This window comes from Micromonospora salmantinae, assembly GCF_022230905.1.
Lineage (GTDB): Bacteria > Actinomycetota > Actinomycetes > Mycobacteriales > Micromonosporaceae > Micromonospora > Micromonospora salmantinae.
Genome location: NZ_JAKKFG010000042.1, coordinates 84,517 through 105,476, shown reverse-complemented (window position 1 = coordinate 105,476; position 20,960 = coordinate 84,517). Strand labels below are relative to the sequence as shown.

Sequence of the window (20,960 nt, the reverse complement as noted above, 5' to 3'; positions counted from 1 at the left end):
CCAGCCCTCACCCCCGCCCTTCCCGGCGTTGATCATGAAGTTATTGCCGCTCGCCTCGGCGTGTCATGGCATTAACTTCATGATCAACAGGGCGGGGGCGGGAGCGCTTCACCAGGGCTGCGGTTAGGAGGAGGGCCGCTAGGGCGGCTACGAGCAGGGTTGGGCCTAGGGTGTCCAGGGTTTTGGACAGGGTTTGTTGCAGGTGGGACGCCGCCTGGATTAGCGGGTCGTTGAGGGCTTCGCGGTGGCCGGCGGCCAGGCGTAGCTCGTAGCGGCCGTACCAGGCGACGTAGCCGCCGGCGATCAGCAGCACCAGGCCACTGAGGCGGGGCACCAGCGCACCGGCGACGCGCAGCCGGGCCACCAGGCCGTCGCGCAGCAGCGCCACGCCGAGCGCGGCGACCGCTACCACCAGACCCATCCCGAGGGCGTACGCGCCGAACAGCGCCAACCCCTGACCGGTCGAGCCGGCCTGGAGGCTGGTCACCACGATCGCCAGGAACGGCGCGATGGCGCAGCCGAGTGACGCCAGCGCGTACGCCGCGCCGAACAGCGCCATCGACGGCCAGGACCGGGTCAGCCGGGGTGCCCGGGCGGACCAGCCGGGGGCGGGCAGCCGCCGACCGGCGAGCAGCCAGCAGCCGGCCACCACCAGCAGCACACCGAGCGCCACTGTCAGCCACGGCAGCCGGGGCCGCAGCCAGCCGGCCAGCGGCGCGAGCGCCAGGCCGAACGCGCCGAACACCAGCACGTACCCCACTGTCAGCCCGGCCGCCGCGGTGAGCGCGCGGCCGACCGCGCCGCGGGTGTCCGACTTCCCCGCCACCAACAGCGAGAGGTACGCGGGCAGCAACGCGAAGCCGCACGGGTTGACCGCGCCGAGCATGCCGGCGGTCAGCGCGAGCAGCAGTGTGGCGGTCACGCCCCGGCCAGTGCGGCGACCTTGGCGGTGAGCGCCTCACCGTCGAGGAAACCGTGGTGGACGACAGTGCCGTTCCGGTCGATGATCACGAAGATGCTCTGCTCGGTCACCTTGAACCGCTTCCAGAGCGCACCCTTGGTGTCCTCGATCTGCGGCGTCGCGCCGAGGTCGAACTCGGTGACGAACTCCTTCATGGCCTTCCGCTCGCCCAGCCCGGCGACGCCCACGATCGGCACCGTGTCCCGGTACCGGGGTTCGATCTCGGCCACCGTCCAGGCCTGGCTGGCGCAGGTGGCGCACCACGGCGCCCAGAACCACAGCACCACCGGTTTGCCGGCCAGCTGTGCCGCGTCGAACGCGGCCCCACCGAGGGTGGTCCCGGTGAAGCGCAGCACGTCCGGGACCTGCGCCGCAGGTGGAACGCCGGTCGCGACGCCGGTCGGCGTGGGCGGGACGCTGGTCGACGTGGGCGGCGCGCCGGTCGAGGCCGGGGCCGATCCGGCCGCGGCGGGCCCACCCGGCGCGGTGCCGGTACAGGCGGCAACGCCGAGCAGCGCCACCACGAGCGCCCCGGCGGTGGCGGCACGGCGAAGCTGCCCGGCCCCTGTCCACGCCCTGCTGATCGGCATCCGCTTCTCCGTTCCGGGTCCGGAAGGGACCCCTGCTGGGCCTGAGGCTTCGCTATTCGGCCTTGGCGAGTCGGAGAGCCAACTCCGGGCAGACCTTGACCGCCTTCAGCGCACCCTCGCGCAGCCAGGTCGGCACGGGGGTGGCCGGGAAGGCGGGATATCCGTTCGCGTCGAGCCGGATGAAGTCCGGTACGACGTGCGCGCAGAGGCCGTGCCCGTCGCAGCGCGACCAGTCCAGTGTGAGCTTCTGCGGGTTCGCGTCGGGTGCGCCCGGCAGCCCCATCACGCCCTTGACCCGTCGGCCACAGCCGTCGCCGGTGCTGTGCAGCCGCAGGTCCTCGGCGAAGACCTCGATCGCGGAGAGCGCGAACCGGGCGGTGCCGTCCGGGTGGCTGCACGCGCCTCGGCCCTTCACCTCGCCGGCGGCGGCGCGCACCACGTCGGCCGGTTGGCTGCCGGCGACGGCCAGGTCCACGGCGCGGGCCAGGTCCGGCAGGCCCATCTTGCACGGCCCGCACTGGCCGGCGGACTCGCCGGCCAGGTAGCGCACCACCTGGGCGGCCTCACCGAGCGGGCAGGTGTCGACACCGAGCGGGACGATGATGCCGGCGCCGAGGGTGCCGCCGACGGCGGCCAGGCCCTTGCGGGAGACCTCGGCCGTCTCCGCCGCCTCCGGGGTGATCCACTTGCCGTGGTAGCCGCCCATCAGGATGCCCTGGGTGGCCGGCACCTCGCACAGGTCGAGGACGTCGCGCAGCGGCATACCGGCGGTGCACTCCACCACCGCCGGCCGGCCCGCCGCGCCGGTCACTGTGAGCAGCACGGTGCCCGGCTCGTCGTCGGTGCCGAGCGCCGCGTACTCGTACGGGCCCAGTCGGGCGCCGACGGCGAGCTGGGCGTACGTCTCGGCGTTGGACAGCAGGGTGGGCAGGCCGCTGACCCCGGAGTCGCTGGAGCGCTTCTTGGTGCCCGGCGGGATGTGCGGCAGCCCGTTGATCCCGTTGACCAGTGCGCCGCCCTCGCCGGAGATGAACCGGTGCGGCACCGTGACGATCGTGGTCTGCACCGGCATCCGGCGCTCGTCGAGGGCCTCCATCAGCGAGTCCCGGCCGACCCCGTCGTCCGCCACGCCGATCACGATCTCGTCGGCGTCCAGCGCGTACGCGGCCAGCGCCGCGCCGTCCAGGATCAGGTGCGGGGCGCGGGTCAGCAGCACCTTGTCCTTCCAGCTGGCCGGCTCCCCCTCGGTGGCGTTGACGACCACCACGGCGGCGAGGTCCTGCCGCTCGCAGGACTCCAGCACCGCGCGCAGTTTGCGGGCGAACGGGAAACCCGCTCCGCCCTTGCCTTTGAGCTGCATGCCCTCGGCGAGCTGGAGCAGCTGCGCCGGCTCCATCGGGCCGATCGGTCCGTGCACCTCCTCGTGCGCGAGCAGGTCGAGCCGGCCGTACTCGGCGAAGCCGGCGGTGAGCCGGGGTTCGCCCACACAGGCGACCGGTGGCACGGCGGTCCGCATCACTTCGCCTCACCCCGCAGCCCGGCCCAGTACGCCCCGTCCACCGCGTCGGGGCTGGCCTTGCGGCGCTTGGACTTGCCCTCGCCGGCTGCCCGTCGAGCACGGCGGGACGCCAGGTCGACAAGGGTCGGGGTGTCGTCGACGGGCGGCGCCACCTCGTCCGGCACGTACCGGGCCGGCGGCCGCCAGTAGTCCGGCTCCTCGGGCAGGTCGTCCTCGGCGCTGTGCCGGCCGCTGCCGCTGCGCGGCGCCGACGAGATCGGGCTGCTGGAGATCGGGCCGGCCGAGATGGGCTCGACGGAGATCGGGCCGGCGGAGATGGGCTCGTCGGCCTGCCACCGGCGTGGGCTGTCCCACGGCTCCTCGGCCTCGTCGAAGGTCGACTGCGGCGGCGCCGAGTAGCGGCTGCCGTCGTCCTCGCTACGGGACCGGCGACGGGACCGCTCGGGGGCCGGTTCCTCAGCGCGTCGCCGGCTGGTCGGCACGGCCTCGTCCCGGGTGCGGGAGCCGCGCCGCCGGGTCACCGGCTCCAGCTCCTCCTCGTCGCGTCGGAACGTGCCGGTGTCCTCCACGCTGCGGCGGGCCGATCGGCTGGTAGTGGTCTCCTCGGCCCGCCGGCTGCGCGAGGACCGTTCGGTGTCGCGGCGGGCGGCCGGCTCCTCCTCCCGGCGACGTCGGCTCGGCCGGGCCGGCTCGACGAGGGAGCCGGGCTCGGGCACCACGGGGACGGTGAACCGTTCGGGGTCACGTCGCGCGGCCGGGGCGGCCCAGGTGGCGGTGGTGGTGTCCGCCCAGGCGGGACGCTTGTCCGCCGCCTTGCTGCGCCGACCCAACCCGGCCAGCAGCGATCTGGCGGTCTTCGCCTCCTCCGCCCGGCCCGCCATCACCGCGTTGCGCACCGCTGCCTGGTGCTGCTCGCGGCTGCGCCGACCGATGGTGACCGAGAACCGGACCAGCAGGGCCAGCACCACCAGCAAAATGCAGCCGAGGTAGCTGAACATCACCCAGGGCGCTGCGGCCCGACCGGCGTTGAGGCCGTGAAAGACGGCGAACGGCCAGGCCAGGTACGCGGTGGAGTGCAGCGTGCGCCACAGCCACTTCGGACCGACGCCGGCGAAGCGGGCCCGGATGATGCCGGTCCAGATCACGCTGACCATCAGCAGCGCGGCCACAGTGCCGAGCCCGACGTAGAGCCCTCGGCCGCCGACGAACGGCACCAGCGCGTCGGTCGCCGCCGCCCGCCCGGTGGCGATCTTGGTGAGGACGTGGAAGCCGAGCCCGGCCACGCCCAGCACGCCGGTGGCCCGGTGCGCCGACTGCATCAGCACCCGGTGCGAGATGCGCAGCACCAGCCGGTCGGTGGCGAGCAGGCCGAGCATCACGGTGAGGCTCAACGCCACCAGGGAGACCACCCCGGCGAAGAACTCGGTGAAGAAGAAGCCGTACGCGTACGCCGTCTGACCGGCGCCGGTCAGCATGATCGCCGCCCAGAGCGCGGCGAGCACCGACGCGATCAGCAGGGCGCTCGCCGACCGCGACGGGGTCCGCACCCCCCGACTGCTGGCGCTGGTCCGGACCGTCGCCGCCTTCTTGTCCTGCTGTGCCCGGGCCATCTGCTCCTCGATCGTCTCGCGGCGGCGTACCACCGGCCGACCCCTGCTCCCCCATCCAGTACGGACCGGCGGGGCGCGCGGATCACTCGTCGACGGAAATTTCTGGGCCGAAATCGAACCGAGGGGCGCGGCCGTGCGTTGTACCCGCTTCCACCCACCGATCCGGACAGCGACAAACGTCCATGCATTGACAGTCGCCGCAACACGCTTGTAACCTTTCAGCAACTTTCAGCCAGGCTTGCAAGATTCCGGCAAGTCGGCACTCCCCCACCGCACCACCACCTCCCGCTCCCGTCAGGAGTCCCCATGCACCGACGTCGACGCGGCTCGGCACTCCTCGCCCTCGGCCTGATCGCCAGCCTGCTCGTCCCCACCGCAGTGACGGCACCCCCGGCCGTCGCCGCCCCGTCCGGCGGCAAGAAGGTCATCGTCCAGCTCTTCGAGTGGAACTGGCCCTCGGTGGCCAGCGAGTGCCAGAGCACCCTCGGCCCGAAGGGTTACGGCTTCGTGCAGGTCTCACCCCCGCAGGAGCACGTGCGGGGCAACCAGTGGTGGCTGGCGTACCAGCCGGTCAGCTATCGGATCGAGTCCCGCAAGGGCACCCGGGCCCAGTTCCAGTCGATGGTGAACACCTGCCACGCGGCCGGGGTCAAGGTGATCGTCGACGCGGTGATCAACCACATGTCCGGTCAGGACAACGGCGGCACCGGCTGGGCCGGCTCGTCCTACTCGCACTACGACTATCCGGGCATCTACCAGACCCAGGACTTCCACCACTGTGGGCGCAACGGCGGCGACGACATCGCCAACTACAACGACCGGTACGAGGTGCAGAACTGCGAGCTGGTCAACCTGTCGGACCTGAGGACCGAGTCGGACTACGTCCGCACGAAGATCGCCTCATACCTCAACGACCTGCTCTCGCTCGGCGTCGACGGCTTCCGGATGGACGCCAGCAAGCACATGCCGGCCGCCGACATCGCCGCCATCAGGGGCAAGCTGTCCCGCTCCGCGTACATCGTGCAGGAGGTCATCCACGGCGCCGGCGAGCCGGTGCAGCCGACCGAGTACACCGGCAACGGTGACGTGCACGAGTTCCGCTACGGCAAGGACCTGGCCCGGGTGTTCCGCTCCGAGCGGTTGGCGTACCTGCGCAACTTCGGCGAGGGCTGGGGGCACCTACCGACCGGCCCGGCCTCGGTGTTCGTGGACAACCACGACACCCAACGCGATTCCGGTGGGGTGCTGACCTATCGCGACCGGGGCATCTACGCGCTGGCGAACGCCTTCATGCTGGCCTGGCCGTACGGCTCCCCGACCGTCATGTCCAGCTACACCTTCAGCAACCGGGACGCCGGCCCACCGTCGGACGGCGCCAACAAGACGCTCAACACCACCTGCTACTCCGGCTGGGAGTGCGAACACCGCTGGCCGGTGATCGCCAACATGGTCGGCTTCCGCAACGCCACCGAGGGCGCCGGCGTGGCCAACTGGTACGACAACGGCAACAACCACATCGCGTTCAGCCGCAGCGGCAAGGGCTTCCTCACCGTCAACGACGAGGACGCCGCTGTGAACGGCCGCTCCTACTACACAGGGCTGCCCGCCGGTCGATACTGCGACGTCATCCACGGCACCTACGCGGGCGGCACGTGCAGCGGACCGGTGATCACGGTGGACGGTAGCGGCTGGTTCGCGGCGAACGTGCCGGCGCACGACGCCGTGGCCATCCACATCGGCGCACGGATCTGATTCGACAGGGGCCTCCGGACGGCGGGTCTCGCCGAACCGGGGGCCCCGACGCATCCGCCACCATAGAGTAGTTTCGTGCCGTTTGACCGAAAGACTCCGTACCGCCGTCGCGGCGTCTGGGTGGCCGCCGCGATCGGCGTACCCGCGCTGCTGGTGACCGCGCTGCTGGTCGGCCAGGCTCTCACCCCCAGCTCGACGGCCCCCGACGACCGCAACGTGGTGGCGGCCGACCCGACACCGAGCAGTGTGGAGCAGAGCCCGGAGGAGTCGATCCCCCCGGCCGCGCCTGCCCCGGACGGGCTGCCGGTGGTCGACTACGACCCCGCACCCGGAGGGTTCCCCGCCGACCCGAACACCATGGACGTCACACCGCTGACCGACGGCGTGCACCCGACCCGGCGGATCGCCGCCTACGACGCGCCCGGCGGCCGGCCGCGTGCCTTCCTCGAACCGAGCATCCGCGGTGTCGAGCTGACCATGCCGATCGCCCAGCGGCGCGCCGGCTGGACGGCCGTCCTGCTGCCCTCGGCCAACCGACGGCTGGCCTGGCTGCCGCCGGGCGGGTTCGAGACGGTGCCGCTGCGCGACCAGATCGTGGTGGAACGCAAGGTCCACCGGCTCACCTGGTACCGGGCCGGCAGGGCGGTGCGCTCCTGGGAGGTCAGCCTCGGCCAGTCCGGCCAGGAGACTCCACTGGGGCGGACCTTCATCCTGGGCCGCACCCCACCCCCGGAAGAGGTCTACGGCGGGGTGGACATCTACGCCCTCGGTTCGGTGCCCGACGACCCGGAGTCGGTGCCGTCCGGGCTGCGCGGCGCGCACATCGGGGTGCACACCTGGCACCACGACGGCGAGCTGGGCGAGAACACCACCAATGGATGTATCCGGCTGACCCGCAGCGGTCAGCGGGAACTGCTCGCCGAGGTCCGTCCCGGCAGCAGCGTCGTCGTGGTCGACCAACTGGCCGCCCCACCGCCGACCGCCTGAGCGTCTGAGCGCACTGTCACTCGCCGAGCAGCCAGCCGTTCTGCTCGGCGACCCGGATCGCGTCGGCCCAGCCGACCTCGGCGACCACTGTAGGTCCTCCTCCAGCGAGAGCAGGGCGGCCCGGCTGCGCTCGTAGGCACAACCGTCGACAGCGGTGACCTCGCCGAAGCTCTTGGTGAGGCCGTCCACCTCGACAGCCGGATGCGTACTGATCATGCCACTGATGCTCCGGCCGGGCGTACCCCGATGCCCGGAGCGGTCGTCACGCCCCGACCGTGACATTTGTCAGGGCGGCCGGATTCCGGACGGGCACAGCGGGTAACCGCCGGGCCGAACCGCGACACCGGGAGGACGCGATGGGTGCCACGCCGCAGGGTCAGGTCGACACGGTCGTGCTGATCCACGGGCTCTGGATGACGCCTCGTAGCTGGGAGGGGTGGTCCCGGCGGTACACCGAGCGCGGCATGCACGTCGTCGCCCCCGCCTGGCCCGGCATGGACCGGTCCGTGGAGGAGCTGCGCGACGATCCGGCCCCGATCGCCGAGCAGAGCATGGCCACGATCGTGGCGCACTACGACCGGATCATCCGGGCGCTACCCCGACCGCCGATCATCATGGGGCACTCGTTCGGTGGCCTGTTCGCCCAGATCCTCGCCGACCGGGGTCTCGGGGCGGCAGTGGTGGGAGTGCACCCCGCTGCGGTGAAGGGCGTGCTCAAGGTGCCGCTGAGTCAGCTGCGCTCGGGCTTTCCGATCCTGCGCAGCCCCGCCAACCGCGGCAAAGCCGTCCCGTTCACCCCCGACGACTTCGCCTACACCTTCGGCAACACGATGAGTCGCGAGGACTCCGACCGGGCCTGGCGGCGCTACGCCGTCCCCGGTGCCGGGCGGGTCTTCTTCGAGGGCGCGTTCGCCAACCTCGACCCCCGCTCGCCGGCCCGGGTCGACGTCGGGCGTACCGACCGGGCGCCGCTGCTGCTGATGGCCGGCGAGGTCGACCACGTGGTGCCGGCGTCGGTCGTCCGCGCCAACGCCGGGCTCTACCAGAAGTCCCGGGCCCTCACCGCGTACGAGCAGTTCGCCGGCCGATCACACTTCACCGTCGGCCAGGACGGCTGGGAGCAGATCGCCGACTACGCGCTGGACTGGGCATTGCGCGCGGCGGCCCTGCCCCGGGAGGCGACCATCGCCAGCGAAACCCCCCGCCGCTGACCGGTCTCACGAGCGAGAAGATCGCGCGGATCTTGCAGTTTCGGTCGTCAATATGGGTGGAACGCCCGTTGTGTCGCGACAGAAAGTGCAAGATCATGAGCAGAGGAGTCCGGGTCCGGCGATCATGGAGTTGTGGTCGACCTTCGGCGCGCAGAGTGAGCGAGCCATCACGATCGACGCGGGGCAGCACCCAGCTCGTGATGTCGGCGGCGGTGAACTGCGCGGAAGCGAGTTCACCACCGTCCAAGACGCTGGCTCAGCCCCAGCCCAGGGAGATGTCGAGGATCTCCAGATCGGGTGGCGCGGCCGGGGCGACCCGCTTGGGATCACGGGAAACCAGGTAGCAGCGGTACAGGACAGCGGTCGCCACGGCGTGGGCGACGTCCAGAGGCACGTCGAACCGCGCTGCAATCCGGGCCACCCGCCGGCTGGTCGGCGCGTCGTACACCGCGACCTTGATGTCCCGCTCCTCAGTGAGGAGCAGGTCGAGCAGGTGGGCCGCTGGTGTGCCAGCCACCTCCAGTTGGGCCTGCCCCAGGCAGAGTGCCGGAATCCACACCTCCTGCGCCGGGTCCTCCTCGGCGAGGGTCAGGATCGCCCCCGGCTCGATGCTCGTGCCGGACGCATAGGCGAGCAGGGCGGACGTGTCCAGGACGAGACCGTTCACGCGGCAGCCGACCCGTCCTGGTCGAACTGGCGCAGCCATTCGGCGTTACGGGCGTGCTGTTCGTCGGTGATCGGCGCTCGTGCCGCGAGGTGCGAACGGGTCCGCTCGATATCCTCGTCGGTCACCACGTAGCCGAGTTGCGCCCAACGGGCACGAAGGCTGTCGGCGCGCATCTTTCGGCGCAGGATCCCGGTGATGAAGCCGGACGTGTTGCCCTGCGTGCGCTCCACGTACGCGGCGACATCATCGGGCAGGCTGATGGTGATGCGGCGAGTCATACTCTGAGCCTACCCGCTGCATACTCAGGCGGAGAGGATGACAGTGCCGCGTGTCCGGCTCAGCCGGGTCTGGCATAGGCAGGCCCGCCTGGGGTATCTCGGTGGGATGAGGGCCAGTTTCCGGCTTGGCCGGGTCGCGGGAGTGCCGGTCGGCGTCAACTGGAGCGTGCTGGTCATCTTCGCGTTGATCGCGTGGGGGTTGGCCGCGAACCAGTTCCCCCGTTCGTACCCCGACCGGTCGCCAGTGGCGTACCTGATCGCCGGGCTCGCTGCGGCGGTGGTGTTCTTCGTCGGTCTGCTCGCCCACGAGGTGTCGCACGCGGTGGTGGCCAAACGCAACGGGCTGGAGGTCGACGGCATCACGCTGTGGCTGTTCGGCGGCGTGGCCGAGTTGCGGGGCGAGCCGCGTGACCCGGGTGCGGAGTTGCGCATCGCGGGCGTCGGCCCGCTTGTCAGCCTGCTGATCGGGGCGTTCTTCGGTGCCATCGCGGCGCTGGTCGCGCTGGCCGGGCAGGGCGGGCTGCTGTTCGGGGCGGTGGCCTGGCTGGCGGGGATCAACGTGCTGCTGGCCGTCTTCAACGTGCTGCCGGCCGCGCCCCTGGACGGTGGCCGGTTGCTGCGTGCCGCGGTCTGGAAGGCCACCGGTGACCGGACCCGAGCGTCGGTGGTCGCCGCCCGGGCCGGCTGGGTGCTGGGTGTGCTGCTGATCGGCCTGGGGTTGTGGCAGTTCCTGTCCGGGGTCGGTTTCGGTGGGCTCTGGTTGGCGCTGATCGGCTGGTTCCTGATCGGCGCGGCCGGGATGGAGGAGCGGCAGGCCCGCACCGGCACCGCGCTGCGCGGGATTCGGGTGGGCGATGTGATGACCCCACAGCCGCAGACCGCCTCGGCGCAGATGACTGTCGCTGACTTCGTCGACCACTACCTGTTCGCGTACCGGCATTCGGCACTGCCGCTGACCGAGGACGGCCGGCCGACCGGCCTGGTCACCGTCGATCGGGTGCGGGGCGTGCCGCCGGAACGGCGGGCGTCGACAACGCTGGCCGAGGTGGCCTGTCGAGCCGACCAACTGGTGTTGGCCAAGCCCGGTGAACAGCTCAACGACCTGCTCCCCCGGCTCTCCGAGTGCGCCGACGGCCGCGCCCTGGTGATCACCGAAGACGGCCACCTGACCGGCATAGTCTCCCCCAGCGACATCAGCCGCGCCGTCCAACGCAGCACCCTCCGCACCCCCACCCCCTCCCGTTGATCATGAAGTTTTGCCCCGACACGCCGCGCCGGGTGGCAATAACTTCATGATCAACGCAGACAGCAGGGGGACGGTCAGCGGGGGAAGTGGCGGTCGAGGGCGTCGGTGCGGAAGGTGCCCTTCGGGTCCAGGTTGGTCAGGAGCGCGGCGAAGTCGGCGTACCTCGGGTAGCGGGCGGACAGCTCGGCCGGGTCGGTGACGAAGACCTTGCCCCAGTGTGGGCGGGGCGCGAAGGGCGCCAGCCGCTCCTCCACGGCGGCCACCACGGGCAGCACCGCCGCGGTGTCGTCGACCCAGGTGAAGTGCAGCACGAAGCTGTCCCGCCGGTAGTTCGGGCTGAGCCACAGCTCGTCGGCCGCCACCGTCCGCAGCTCGGACACCAGCAGCACCGGGGCGATCAGGTCCGCCAGGTCGTCCAGCGCGGCGAGCGCGTCAGCCGCCGCCGTACGGGCGACGTGGTACTCGGACTGCAGTTCGTCGCCGCTGCTCGGGGTGAAGCCGAGCTTGAAGTGCGGCAGCCGCTCGTGCCACGGGCCCGGCTCGCCGAGCTGCGGGGTGCAGTTCTCCGCCGGCATCCCGAGCACCGGGTGCCGGGGCTCGTCGGCCGCGGTGGTGCCCAGCCACTCCGCCGAGGGTGGCGGCTGGTCGGCCACCTGCTTGCGCCACACCTCGCGCAGCCGGGGCGTACGGAAGTCGGTGAAGACACTCACGCTGTACGCCGAGCCGAGCGCCTCGTCCAACGCCGTCCGGTCCAGGTCGAGGCGTACGTACTGGCGCAGCGCGAAGGTCGGCACGATGTCCACCGTGACGCGGGTGACCAGGCCGAGCGCGCCGAGCCCGACCACCATGCCGGCGAACGTGTCGGTGTCGCGGTCGACCCGGAGCAGATCGCCGTCGGCGGTGACCAGCTCCAGGCCGGCGACGGCGCTGGCCAGGTTGCCGTGGGTCTGGCCGGAGCCGTGGGTGGCGGTGGCCACCGCGCCGGCCACCGAGATGTGCGGCAGCGAGGCGAGGTTCGCCAGCGCGTACCCCTGGGTGTGTAGCTGTCGGGCGACGTCGCCGTAACGCAGCGCGCCGCTCACTGTGACCTGCCCCCGCTCGCGGTCCACCTCGACGACCGGTGGCAGCCCGGCGAGGCTGACCAGGTCACCATCGGTGTCGCCGAGACGGTTGAAGGAGTGCCCGCTGCCCACCGCCCGGATCCGGCTGCTGCCGGCGACGAGCCGGCGCAGTTCGTCGACGGAGGTGGGGCGGTGGAACGCCTTCGCGGCGTACCGCACGTTGCCGGCCCAGTTGCGGCGCGGAACGTCAGTGGTCGACGCGGCGTGCGATCCCTGCGCGGTCATGTGGCGGTCTCCCGATCGGTGCTCTGGTGGTCGGCCAACGCGGTGACGAGGGCGTCCAGAACCGTATCCGTCTGGAAGGTGCTGTAACCACGTTGGGCGATCGGCAGGCCGGCAGTGGTGGCGCGTTCGATCTCTCCCCGGGTCGCCTGCCGGGCCGACGCGTCTCCGGACATCAGCGCGTCCTGGCCGCGTCGGATCAACCGGTCGACCCGGTCCATCTGGTAGCCACGCAGGCCGACCGGGAGCTCCGGGGTCTCGAAGGCGGCGCGACGCAGCGCGAGCAGGTCGACGAAACGGGCGCCGGCATACTGGGTGAGCGCGGCGGAGACCTGCTCGGGCTGCTCGCGGACCTGGTCGAGAACGAGCAACTCGACGGCGGGTCGGCCGTCGAGCGGGTGGCGGGCGGTCACCGGCTCAATCGTCACTCCCGGCACGGGCACCAACAGCAGTCGCGGCGGCTCCGGATGGCCGTCGCGCCGGGGCGGCTCGTCGAGGACCAGCGCGTCGACCTCCGCCCACCGGACATCCCGGCGCAGGCCGGGCCGCCGGACGGTGAGCCCGTCCGCGTGGATCCCGAACCGGAACGGCCGCATCGCGCTGACCAGCGCCACCGCTCCGAGCGCTATCGCGCCCACCGCGATGATCGTCCGTAGCAGGGCGCCGTCGCTGGGATAGACCAACAGGAGCACTCCACCGAGTACGCAGACCAGGGCGAGCGCACGGGCCCCCCGATTCCGGCGCAGTTCCACGCTCGGACCCCCGTTTCATGACCGTGGCGTCGGTCCCGACATCTTCCGCCAGACCGGGCACCGAGGACACCGGTCGATCGGGCACGGTTGTTCTCGTCGTCGTCGGGGAACCCTACGCCCATGAGCAGCTACCGCGATCCGGCCGCACGAGGTGACGTCTTCCCCTCCGAGGAGGAAATGGACCCCACCGGCACCGGGGTCGAGCAGGCCAGCGCGCCGCCGACCGGCGGGTTTCCGAGCCACCCGTCGCCCACTCCCGGTCCTCGGCCGACACCGGCGCCCGCGCCCGCCCCGACGCCGGTGCCGGCACCCGGCCCGCCGCCGCGCGCCAGTGGCGCGCAGTCGATCGTGACCCGTCACCTGGACGGCTCGGTGGAGGTGGTCACCGACCTCGACGGTGACGGCGTCGCCGACGTCGTCCAGATCGACGTGGACGGTGACGGGATCCCGGACATCACCTACGTGGACAGTGACCGCGACGGGCGGCTGGACACCGTGCTGGGTGACCCGAACGCGGTCGAGACCGGCGCCCACCGGGCCTGACCCGGAGGCGTGGTCGACTCAGAGCTTCGTCATCACCTCGCTGGCGACCAGCTCGAGGTGCTCCAGGTCGCTGAGGTCCAGCACCTGGAGGTAGAGCCGCTCGCTGCCGATCTCCGCGTACCGGCCGATGGTGTCCAGCACCTCGGCGGGCGTCCCGGCCAGACCGTTGGCCCGCAGCTCGTCCGGTTCGCGGCCGATGGCGGCGGCCCGGCGGGCCACCTCGGCGTCGTCGCGCCCGCAGCAGAGCACCAGCGCGTTGGACCAGACCATCTCGGCCGGGTCCCGGCCGATCTCGACGCAGGCCGCGCGGACCCGGTCGAACTGCGCCGCGGTGTCCGGCACCGAGGCGAACGGCAGGTTGAACTCGTCCGCGTAGCGGGCGGCCAGCCGAGGGGTGCGCTTCGGGCCCGTCCCGCCGAGCAGGATCGGAGGACGCGGCTGCTGCACGGGCTTGGGCAGGGCGGGCGAGTCCCGGACCGGGTAGTACCTGCCGTCGTGGTCGAACCGCTCCCCCGCCGGCGTGGTCCAGAGCCCGGTGATGACGGCGAGCTGTTCCTCCAGCCGGTCGAACCGCTCGGCCAGCGGCGGGAACGGGATGCCGTACGCGCTGTGCTCCTCGGCGTACCAGCCGGTGCCGATGCCCAGCTCCACCCGGCCGCCGCTCATCTGGTCGACCTGCGCCACGGTGATCGCCAGCGGGCCGGGCAGCCGGAAGGTGGCGGCGGTCATCAGCGTGCCGAGCCGGATGCGGCTGGTGTCCCGGGCCAGGCCGGCGAGCGTGGTCCACGCGTCGGTGGGGCCGGGTTCGCCGCTCACGTCACCCATCATCAGGTAGTGGTCGGACCGGAAGAACGCGCCGTAGCCGGCGTCCTCCGCGCAGCGGGCGACGGCGAGCAACTGGTCGTAGCTGGCACCCTGCTGGGGCTCGGTGAAGATCCGAAGTTCCATGATCCGAGCATAGGGAGCCGATCGGCGGTGCCGCGTCGGGACGGCTGCTCTCGTCGTATGCTTTGACAGTCATATGACGGAGAAGGCATATTGGGAAGGTGCCCACCGACGCCTTCACCGTCCTCGCCGAGCCCACCCGGCGCCGGATCCTCGATCAGCTCCGCGACGCCGAACGCAGCGTCGGCGAGCTGGTCGACGGGCTCGGGGTCAGCCAGCCGGCCGTCTCCAAACACCTGCGGGTGCTTCGCGACGCCGGCTTCGTCACCTGCCGGACGGCCGCCCGACAGCGGATCTACCGCCTCGACCCCGGCCCGCTGCGGGACGTCGACGGCTGGCTCGACCCGTACCGGCGGCTCTGGGCCCGACACCTGGACGCCCTGGAACGGCACCTCGACAGTCAGGAGCAGTGAATGGACCGCGACGCGTTCCGCCCGAGCCCACCCGCCGACGTGCGCGCCGAGCCCACCGACGTCGGCGCGACACTCGTCTTCGTCCGCGACCTGCGGCATCCGCCAGCCACCGTCTGGGCGGCACTGACCGACCCGGCCCAGCTCGCGCAGTGGGCGCCGTTCCTCGCCGACCGCGACCTCGGCCACGCCGGCGTCGCCGTGCTCACCCTCGTCGACGGCGAGACCACCCAGGAGGACCCGGCGACGGTACGCCGGGCCGAGCCGCCGCACCTGCTGGAGTACACCTGGGGCGACGACCTGCTGCGCTGGGAGCTGAGCCCGCTGGGCAGCGGCACCCGGCTCACCCTGCGGCACACCGTCGCCGACCCGGGCATTCTGCCGATGGTCGCGGCCGGCTGGCACCTCTGTCTCGACGTGGCCGACCGGTTGCTCGACGGCGACCCGGTCGGCCCGATCCGCGGCGCGGAGGCCAAGGACCACGGCTGGCCCGAGCTGCGCGACGCGTACGCCGAACGGCTCGGTGAGGGCTGACCGGTGCGGTCCCGGCGGCCCCGGAGCCCGGAGCCGCCGGAACCCGGTCAGACGTACGGCCGCTTGGCGTACGCCTCGCGGAGCGCGGCCAACCCGACCGACTTCGGCGTCAGGGTGCCCCACCCGGAGTTGAAGTAGTTGGTGCGCACGATCCGTGGCCCACGCTCGGCGTTGAGCTGGGCGATCGCCGCCGGCACCGTGGCGATCCAGGCCGCCTGGTCCGGGATCTCGGCCGACCTGACCCCCCACTCGGCGATGATCACCGGTCGGGACAGCGCCACCGGGCCGAGATCCGCGACCGCCCAGTCCTTCGTCCGGCGAAACCGGGCCAGCGCGGTGTGGCTGGCGTTGGTGCCGTACGCGTTCCACTGGAGATAGTCGAGGCGGGACATCAGCGACTCCGGGTGGGTGCGCTGGAAGCAGGCCCGGTCGAAGCCGCCCAGCCCCACCGAGAAGGTCGTCCCGACCGGCAGCGTCCGCGCCTTGAACCACGTCAGGATGTAGTTCATCGCCTGCACCGCCCGAGCGTCCGACTCGGCCCAGGTGTACGCCTTGCCGTCCTCGGTGGTGCCGAACTCGTGATCGGTGTCCAGTTCCGAGGCGAGCTGGATGTTCACCCCGAAGCCGAGCGTCCGGTACTGCGACAGGGCACGGGCGAACAACCCGTCACACTGCCCCTTGAGCACCTGGCCGTACCCGTACGCCTTCGGCCAGGTCGCGCCGGGACGCTGCTGGATGGTCATCGTCGGCGCCGGCACTGTGTAGCTGGTGCCGTCCACAGCGAAGCTCTGCGGCCCGTAGTTCGGTGCGCCGTAGTGCTTCAGCTCCAGGACCATGTTCATCTGCACCCCAGCCTTGCCCAGGCTGACCAGCCAGGGTCGGTTGTAGCCGGGGAAGATGTAGCCGTCGGCGAAGCTGCGGTACTGGGTGAGGGACCGGAAGTTGCCGCCGGCCATGTCGGCGGTCGGGTCGGCACCGCCGGAGAGGTAGTAGCCGCCGAGCACGGGTTGGCCCAGGCTGTAGTCGGCGACGGCCGTCGCGGTGTGGCCGGCGGCGTCGCGGACCTGGACGGTTACCCGGGGCATCACGCCACCGACCGATACACGGCCACGGAGCCGTTGTCGGAAACCCGGGTCCAGGTACGTCCGGAGTTGTCGGTGACGGTCACTGTGAGCGGGTCGATGACCGCCGTGACCTTGACCGGCGCGCTGCTGTTGCCCTGCGCGTCGGTGACCACGATGGTGACGGTCAGCGGTTTGGTGTCGGCGTCTGAGTAGGTGATGGTCAGCAGCATCTGGTCACCCGGCGCGAAGACGGATGCGTTCAGGGCTGCGGTTGCAGTGGGAGCGGCCATGTCGGGCCCTTTCTTGCTCGGTCGCCGGGCCTCGGCGCGCGGTTCAGCGACGTCGGACCGGCGGGGTCCACAGTGCGAAAGGCCGGCGGGGCACGGGGACGGCAGGCACGACCGGCGGACCTTGCTGCCTGACTGCCGGTGGTGCTGACGTCCTTGTCCCGATGGGCGGAGGCACCGCTGCGGGCGCCCGCAGGGGTGTCGGTGGCAGCCATGGCCTGTCGTACGCGCGATCGGCACGGCGGCTGTGCCGTGACCGCCACGGCTTCGAGGCCGGGCTGGGTGAGGCCGGCACCGGTGGGGACGATGTTGTCCCCACCGGGCCGGAGGATCGGGATGTGGCCCGCCACCCGTCTACCTCCACCTGTCCCTAGGGTGCTCTACCAGGGGCTTTACCGTCTTGTCCGAATTGCGACAAGGGCCCGGAAGGGCTCGGCGCGACGGTTACTCGGACGGCGTGCCAGGTACGGCCCAGGCCCGCGCGGTGAGCCGGATCGACAGGTCCGGATCGACCGGCAGCCGGGTGGCCAGCAACTCCCGCAGCGCGGCCCGGTCGGATTGACCACCGCACCCGAAGGCTCAGCGACGCCGCCGCGCCGGGTCGAGCAGGGCGGGCGGGGTGTCGAACTTCTCGGCTGCGGCGAGGTCGACCCCCGGTGCGACGATCGCGTCGATCGCGTCGAGCACGTCGGCCGGGAGCACGGTGTCCGCGGCGGCGAGTTGGGCGTGCAGGTGCTCGATGGTGCGGGGGCCGATGATCGCGCTGGTCACGGCCGGGTGCGCGGTGACGAACCCGAGGGCGAGCTGGATCAGGGTGAGCCCCGCCTCGTCGGCGACGGTGGCGAGTTGCTCGACGGCGTCGAGCCGCGCCTGGTTGGCCGGGACGCTGAGGTCGAAGCGGGCGGGCAGGAGCGCCGAGCGGCTGGTGGTGATCTCCCGGCCGGCGCGGATCGCACCGGAGAGCCAGCCCGAGGCGAGCGGGCTCCAGGCGAGCACGCCGAGCCCGTACTGCTCGGTCACGGGCAGGACGTGGGCCTCGATCCCCCGTTGCAGGATCGAGTAGCTGGGCTGCTCGGTGACGTAGCGGCTCAGGTGGTGCTCCCGCGCGGCCCACTCGGCCTGCACGATGCGGTACGCGGGGAAGGTCGAGGAGCCGAAGTAGCGGATCTTTCCGGCCCGTTGCAGGTCGGTCAGCGCCGACAGGGTCTCCTCGTCGCTGGTGGTCGGGTCCCACCGGTGGATCTGGTAGAGGTCGACGTGGTCGACGCCGAGGCGGCGCAGGCTGTTGTCCAACTCGGTGACCAGCCAGCGGCGCGAGGCGCCCCGCTGATTGCGCTCGTCGCCCATCGGCATGCCGGCCTTCGTGGCCAGCACGATGTCGTCGCGACGGCCGGCGATGGCCTTGCCGACCAGTTGCTCCGACTCGCCCTGGCTGTACATGTCGGCGGTGTCGATCAGGTTGATTCCGGCCTCCAGCGCGGCGTCGACGATCGCCGTCGCCTCGCCCTGGGTGGTGTGCCCCAGCTTGCCGAAGTTCATCGCGCCGAGCACGAGGGTGCTGACCTGGACGCCGGTGCGCCCCAGGGTGCGGTACTGCATGGCTGTTCCTCCACGGGAAGGGTGAGGTGACACTGGCCCACTCGCTCTGGCATCCTGAGTAAGTGGAACCACGTTCCGCTAAGAACGATACGGAACAGCGTTCCGTTTGCCAAGTGACGGAGGTAACGGCGCGATGGCCGACATCGACAGCGAATCGGGGAGGTCGACCCCGCGGAAGCGGGCCGACGCCCGGCGCAACGAGGCGACACTGCTGGACGCCGCCGCCGCGGCCTTCGTCATCTCGGGCGTGGACGCGCCCGTACGCGACATCGCCGCCCGGGCCGGCGTCGGCGTCGGCACCATCTACCGCCACTTCCCGACCCGCGCCGACCTCATCGTCGCCGTCTACCGGCACCAGGTCGAGGCGTGCGCGCAGGCGGGCCCGACGCTGTTGGCCGACAGCAGCACACCGCACGCCGCCCTCGCCCAGTGGATCAACCTCTTCGTCGACTTCCTGGTCACCAAGCACGGCCTCGCCGAGGCGCTACAGTCCGACAACGCGGCCTTCGAGACGCTGCACGCCTACTTCCTGGACCGCCTCGTGCCGGTGTGCGCCCAACTACTCGACGCCGCTGCCGCGGCCGGCGAGATCCGCACCGACGTGACGGCCTTCGAGTTGCTGCGCGGGGTCGGCAATCTCTGCATCGGAGCCGGCGCACCCCGCTACGACGCGCGTCGCATGGTCGAACTCCTCGTCGCGGGGCTGCGCCACCACCAGGGCGGCGGGCCGCGATAGTTTGTTGATCATGGCGGACTGGGAGCGCGCACCCGGGTCAATCACCGCCGAGGTCCCGACAGTGTCAATGTAACGTTGACAGATGACGTCGGAGCTGGCCCGGTTGACGGAGGTCCGCGCTACCCGCGCCCGCCTGGACGAGCAGGAGCTGGAGATCATCGACCGCGCGCGCCACGACGGTGCGACGTGGGCCGAGATCGCGATGGCACTCGGCCTCGGCAGCCGGCAGGCCGCCGAGCAGCGTCGACAACGGCTGGCGGCGGCGCGGTGGTCGCGGCGGCGGCAGCTCGACCTCCGGATGCCTCCGCAGATCGCGGCGCTGCGGGCGGCGGTGGCCGACCTCGCCCGGTGGATCGGCGCCGATCAGCGGTGGGACAGCCGATTTCGTCGAGCGGCGCTCGTGCGGAGCACTGTGGGCGCCGCGTTGGATGCCGCCCCGGGCTCGTTGCACGCGTTGGCAGGGCTCCTCGCCACCGATCTCGCCGAAGCGGGTGAGCGACTGCCCGGGCCGGCTCGGACGGCCGCCACGAAGATCGACGTCGCCTTGTCAATGAACCGTTGACAGATTGCAGCGGCATTGCCTGCACATCGCTCAAGCTTGAGGATATGAGTCACATCGACTCAACTCGGAGTGCTCATGCGTCGCAACGCGGGCCTGTTCGTGGCGATCTCCCTGCTGTCCGGCTTCGGCAGCAGCACCATGTCCCTGGTCGCCGGCATCTGGATCCTGGACCTCACCGGCTCCACCAGCCTCGCCGCCCTCGCCGGGCTCTGCGTCTACGCCCCGGTGCTCGCCGGCCCATGGCTGGGCGGTCTGCTCGACCGGGCACCCCGGCGGCCGCTGGTCATCGCCGTCAACCTCATGCTGGCAGCCGCCCTGCTGGCGCTGCTCGCGGTGCGCGGGCCGGGACAGACCTGGCTCATCTTCGCCGTCTCGTGCGCCTACGGCGTCAGCTACGTGCTGATCGACGCCGGCGAGACGGCGCTGCTGCCGTCGGCACTCGCGCCGACCGAACTCGGCGACGTCAACGGGTGGCGCTCGAGCGCACAGGAAGGGATGAAGCTCGTCGCTCCCCTGGCCGGGGCCGGCCTCTACGTTTGGCGGGGCGGCCACGCGGTCGCCGTCCTCAGTGCGGCCATGCCGGTGCTGGTCGCCACCCTGTACGCGCTCCTTCGCCTGAACCGGACGCCGACCGACCGGCCCACCGAACGCGACGACGGCCCGCGTACCGGATCGGTGGTCCTGTTCGGACGGCCAGCGACACGTCTGCCGGTCGTGCTCGCTGCGGTGTCGATCGCCATGTCCGGCTTCACGACGGCGGGAATCTACGCAATCGTCGTGACCGAGCTGCGCCTGCCGACGACGTTCCTGGGTGTGCTGGCCAGCGCGCAGGGCGCCGGCTCCATTCTCGGTGGCCTGATCGTCGGCCGGCTCATCGCGGCGCGAGGTCCCGTTGCCGTCGGTGTCGCCGGAACGGCGCTGTTCACGGTCGGCTGCCTGGCGCGCTGCCTGCCGTGGTGGCCGGCGACTGTCGTCGGGGCGGTGGTGGCCGGCGTCGGGCTGCCCTGGACCCTGGTCGCGGCGGTGACCGCCGTGCAGACCCACACGCCGTCGGCGCTGCTGGGACGGGTCTCCGCGACGGCCAACACCGCGATGTTCGGACCGCTCGTCGTCGCGATCCCGCTCGGCTCCGCGGCCGTCCACCTCGGCGCCCGCCCGCCGCTCATGGCAGCCGCGGCGATCTGCCTGACCGCCGTGGTGGTGGCCACGTTCCGCCGCCGGCCGACGCCGTACGACGAGACGCCGACCGCACTCTCGCCGCTCCGAACGGCGGGAACGGGTCCGCCGAGCCGCTGACCGGGTTCACCCGCGCGGGTGCGGTGAGGGCGCGGCGCAACGAATTGGACGTCACCGCGGCAAGGGTA

At 71.8% G+C, this 20,960-nt stretch carries 22 protein-coding genes; 10 read left to right on the top strand and 12 right to left on the bottom strand.

The window, feature by feature from the left end:
• Nucleotides 1–40: 40 nt before the first annotated feature.
• The 4 genes from PSH03_RS24335 to PSH03_RS24320 are packed head-to-tail and all read right to left on the bottom strand — an operon-like array spanning nucleotide 41 to nucleotide 4,713.
• On the bottom strand, nucleotides 41–922 hold the full coding sequence (locus tag PSH03_RS24335; protein WP_238690520.1) for a cytochrome c biogenesis CcdA family protein: 882 nt from the start codon (nucleotides 920–922) through the stop codon (nucleotides 41–43).
• Nucleotides 919–1,551 (bottom strand): TlpA family protein disulfide reductase, encoded by a 633-nt coding sequence (locus PSH03_RS24330; RefSeq protein ID WP_210783949.1) that lies wholly within the window; start codon nucleotides 1,549–1,551, stop codon nucleotides 919–921. The genes PSH03_RS24335 and PSH03_RS24330 overlap by 4 nt, the downstream gene beginning before the upstream one ends.
• Nucleotides 1,552–1,603: 52 nt before the next feature.
• Nucleotides 1,604–3,067, bottom strand: coding sequence for an NADH-quinone oxidoreductase subunit NuoF family protein (locus PSH03_RS24325; protein WP_210783948.1), 1,464 nt, complete (start codon nucleotides 3,065–3,067; stop codon nucleotides 1,604–1,606).
• The gene (locus PSH03_RS24320) at nucleotides 3,067–4,713 is read right to left on the bottom strand and encodes a ferric reductase-like transmembrane domain-containing protein (protein ID WP_238690519.1); all 1,647 of its coding nucleotides are present in this window, start codon (nucleotides 4,711–4,713) and stop codon (nucleotides 3,067–3,069) included. Before PSH03_RS24320 ends, PSH03_RS24325 begins: the two co-directional genes overlap by 1 nt.
• Before the next feature lie 273 nt (nucleotides 4,714–4,986).
• On the opposite strand from PSH03_RS24320, the gene PSH03_RS24315 reads away from it, so the two are divergent.
• The 3 genes from PSH03_RS24315 (at nucleotide 4,987) to PSH03_RS24305 (ending at nucleotide 8,630) form a co-directional block, all read left to right on the top strand.
• Complete coding sequence (locus PSH03_RS24315; RefSeq protein WP_210783947.1) at nucleotides 4,987–6,432, top strand: alpha-amylase; 1,446 nt, start codon at nucleotides 4,987–4,989, stop codon at nucleotides 6,430–6,432.
• A gap of 75 nt (nucleotides 6,433–6,507) precedes the next feature.
• Complete coding sequence (locus PSH03_RS24310; protein WP_238690518.1) at nucleotides 6,508–7,419, top strand: L,D-transpeptidase; 912 nt, start codon at nucleotides 6,508–6,510, stop codon at nucleotides 7,417–7,419.
• Nucleotides 7,420–7,775: 356 nt separating this feature from the next.
• Complete coding sequence (locus PSH03_RS24305; RefSeq protein WP_238690517.1) at nucleotides 7,776–8,630, top strand: alpha/beta hydrolase; 855 nt, start codon at nucleotides 7,776–7,778, stop codon at nucleotides 8,628–8,630.
• Between the two features lie 256 nt (nucleotides 8,631–8,886).
• Here PSH03_RS24305 and PSH03_RS24300 read toward each other — a convergent pair whose 3' ends face one another.
• Entirely contained in the window at nucleotides 8,887–9,297 is a 411-nt protein-coding gene (locus PSH03_RS24300; protein WP_210783944.1) for a PIN domain-containing protein, read from the bottom strand.
• Entirely contained in the window at nucleotides 9,294–9,575 is a 282-nt protein-coding gene (locus PSH03_RS24295) for a hypothetical protein (protein WP_210783943.1), read from the bottom strand. The genes PSH03_RS24300 and PSH03_RS24295 overlap by 4 nt, the downstream gene beginning before the upstream one ends.
• A 106-nt stretch (nucleotides 9,576–9,681) precedes the next feature.
• Here PSH03_RS24295 and PSH03_RS24290 point away from each other — a divergent pair, with 106 nt between their 5' ends.
• Entirely contained in the window at nucleotides 9,682–10,821 is a 1,140-nt protein-coding gene (locus PSH03_RS24290) for a site-2 protease family protein (RefSeq protein ID WP_210783942.1), read from the top strand.
• A gap of 74 nt (nucleotides 10,822–10,895) precedes the next feature.
• Here the strand turns inward: PSH03_RS24290 and PSH03_RS24285 are convergent, their stop codons facing one another.
• Nucleotides 10,896–12,167, bottom strand: a complete 1,272-nt coding sequence (locus PSH03_RS24285; RefSeq protein WP_238690516.1) for an FAD-binding protein — start codon at nucleotides 12,165–12,167, stop codon at nucleotides 10,896–10,898.
• Nucleotides 12,164–12,916, bottom strand: coding sequence for a hypothetical protein (locus tag PSH03_RS24280; RefSeq protein ID WP_238690515.1), 753 nt, complete (start codon nucleotides 12,914–12,916; stop codon nucleotides 12,164–12,166). The genes PSH03_RS24285 and PSH03_RS24280 overlap by 4 nt, the downstream gene beginning before the upstream one ends.
• Nucleotides 12,917–13,036: 120 nt before the next feature.
• Between PSH03_RS24280 and PSH03_RS24275 the strand changes: the two genes are divergently transcribed.
• A complete protein-coding gene (locus tag PSH03_RS24275; RefSeq protein WP_238690514.1) occupies nucleotides 13,037–13,459 on the top strand; it encodes a hypothetical protein in 423 nt (140 codons plus the stop codon).
• Nucleotides 13,460–13,477: 18 nt separating this feature from the next.
• Here the strand turns inward: PSH03_RS24275 and PSH03_RS24270 are convergent, their stop codons facing one another.
• On the bottom strand, nucleotides 13,478–14,407 hold the full coding sequence (locus PSH03_RS24270; protein ID WP_238690513.1) for an LLM class F420-dependent oxidoreductase: 930 nt from the start codon (nucleotides 14,405–14,407) through the stop codon (nucleotides 13,478–13,480).
• A 98-nt stretch (nucleotides 14,408–14,505) separates the two neighbouring features.
• Between PSH03_RS24270 and PSH03_RS24265 the strand changes: the two genes are divergently transcribed.
• Both PSH03_RS24265 and PSH03_RS24260 read left to right on the top strand, forming a co-directional pair.
• Entirely contained in the window at nucleotides 14,506–14,817 is a 312-nt protein-coding gene (locus PSH03_RS24265) for an ArsR/SmtB family transcription factor (RefSeq protein WP_238690512.1), read from the top strand.
• Entirely contained in the window at nucleotides 14,818–15,348 is a 531-nt protein-coding gene (locus tag PSH03_RS24260) for an SRPBCC family protein (protein ID WP_238690511.1), read from the top strand.
• 47 nt (nucleotides 15,349–15,395) lie between these two features.
• Here PSH03_RS24260 and PSH03_RS24255 read toward each other — a convergent pair whose 3' ends face one another.
• From PSH03_RS24255 to PSH03_RS24245, 3 genes are all read right to left on the bottom strand, one after another.
• Nucleotides 15,396–16,433 carry a hypothetical protein gene (locus tag PSH03_RS24255; RefSeq protein WP_238690510.1) on the bottom strand — a complete coding sequence of 346 codons (1,038 nt, stop codon included), beginning with the start codon at nucleotides 16,431–16,433 and terminating at the stop codon, nucleotides 15,396–15,398.
• Nucleotides 16,433–16,702, bottom strand: coding sequence for a hypothetical protein (locus PSH03_RS24250; RefSeq protein WP_210783935.1), 270 nt, complete (start codon nucleotides 16,700–16,702; stop codon nucleotides 16,433–16,435). Before PSH03_RS24250 ends, PSH03_RS24255 begins: the two co-directional genes overlap by 1 nt.
• Before the next feature lie 576 nt (nucleotides 16,703–17,278).
• Nucleotides 17,279–18,298: an aldo/keto reductase gene (locus PSH03_RS24245; RefSeq protein WP_210783934.1), complete on the bottom strand. Its 1,020-nt coding sequence runs from the start codon at nucleotides 18,296–18,298 to the stop codon at nucleotides 17,279–17,281.
• A 133-nt stretch (nucleotides 18,299–18,431) separates the two neighbouring features.
• On the opposite strand from PSH03_RS24245, the gene PSH03_RS24240 reads away from it, so the two are divergent.
• The 3 genes from PSH03_RS24240 (at nucleotide 18,432) to PSH03_RS24230 (ending at nucleotide 20,892) form a co-directional block, all read left to right on the top strand.
• Nucleotides 18,432–19,034, top strand: a complete 603-nt coding sequence (locus PSH03_RS24240) for a TetR/AcrR family transcriptional regulator (protein WP_238690509.1) — start codon at nucleotides 18,432–18,434, stop codon at nucleotides 19,032–19,034.
• 82 nt (nucleotides 19,035–19,116) lie between these two features.
• Complete coding sequence (locus PSH03_RS24235; protein WP_210783932.1) at nucleotides 19,117–19,596, top strand: hypothetical protein; 480 nt, start codon at nucleotides 19,117–19,119, stop codon at nucleotides 19,594–19,596.
• Nucleotides 19,597–19,671: 75 nt separating this feature from the next.
• Nucleotides 19,672–20,892 carry an MFS transporter gene (locus PSH03_RS24230; RefSeq protein WP_238690508.1) on the top strand — a complete coding sequence of 407 codons (1,221 nt, stop codon included), beginning with the start codon at nucleotides 19,672–19,674 and terminating at the stop codon, nucleotides 20,890–20,892.
• Nucleotides 20,893–20,960 lie beyond the last annotated feature (68 nt).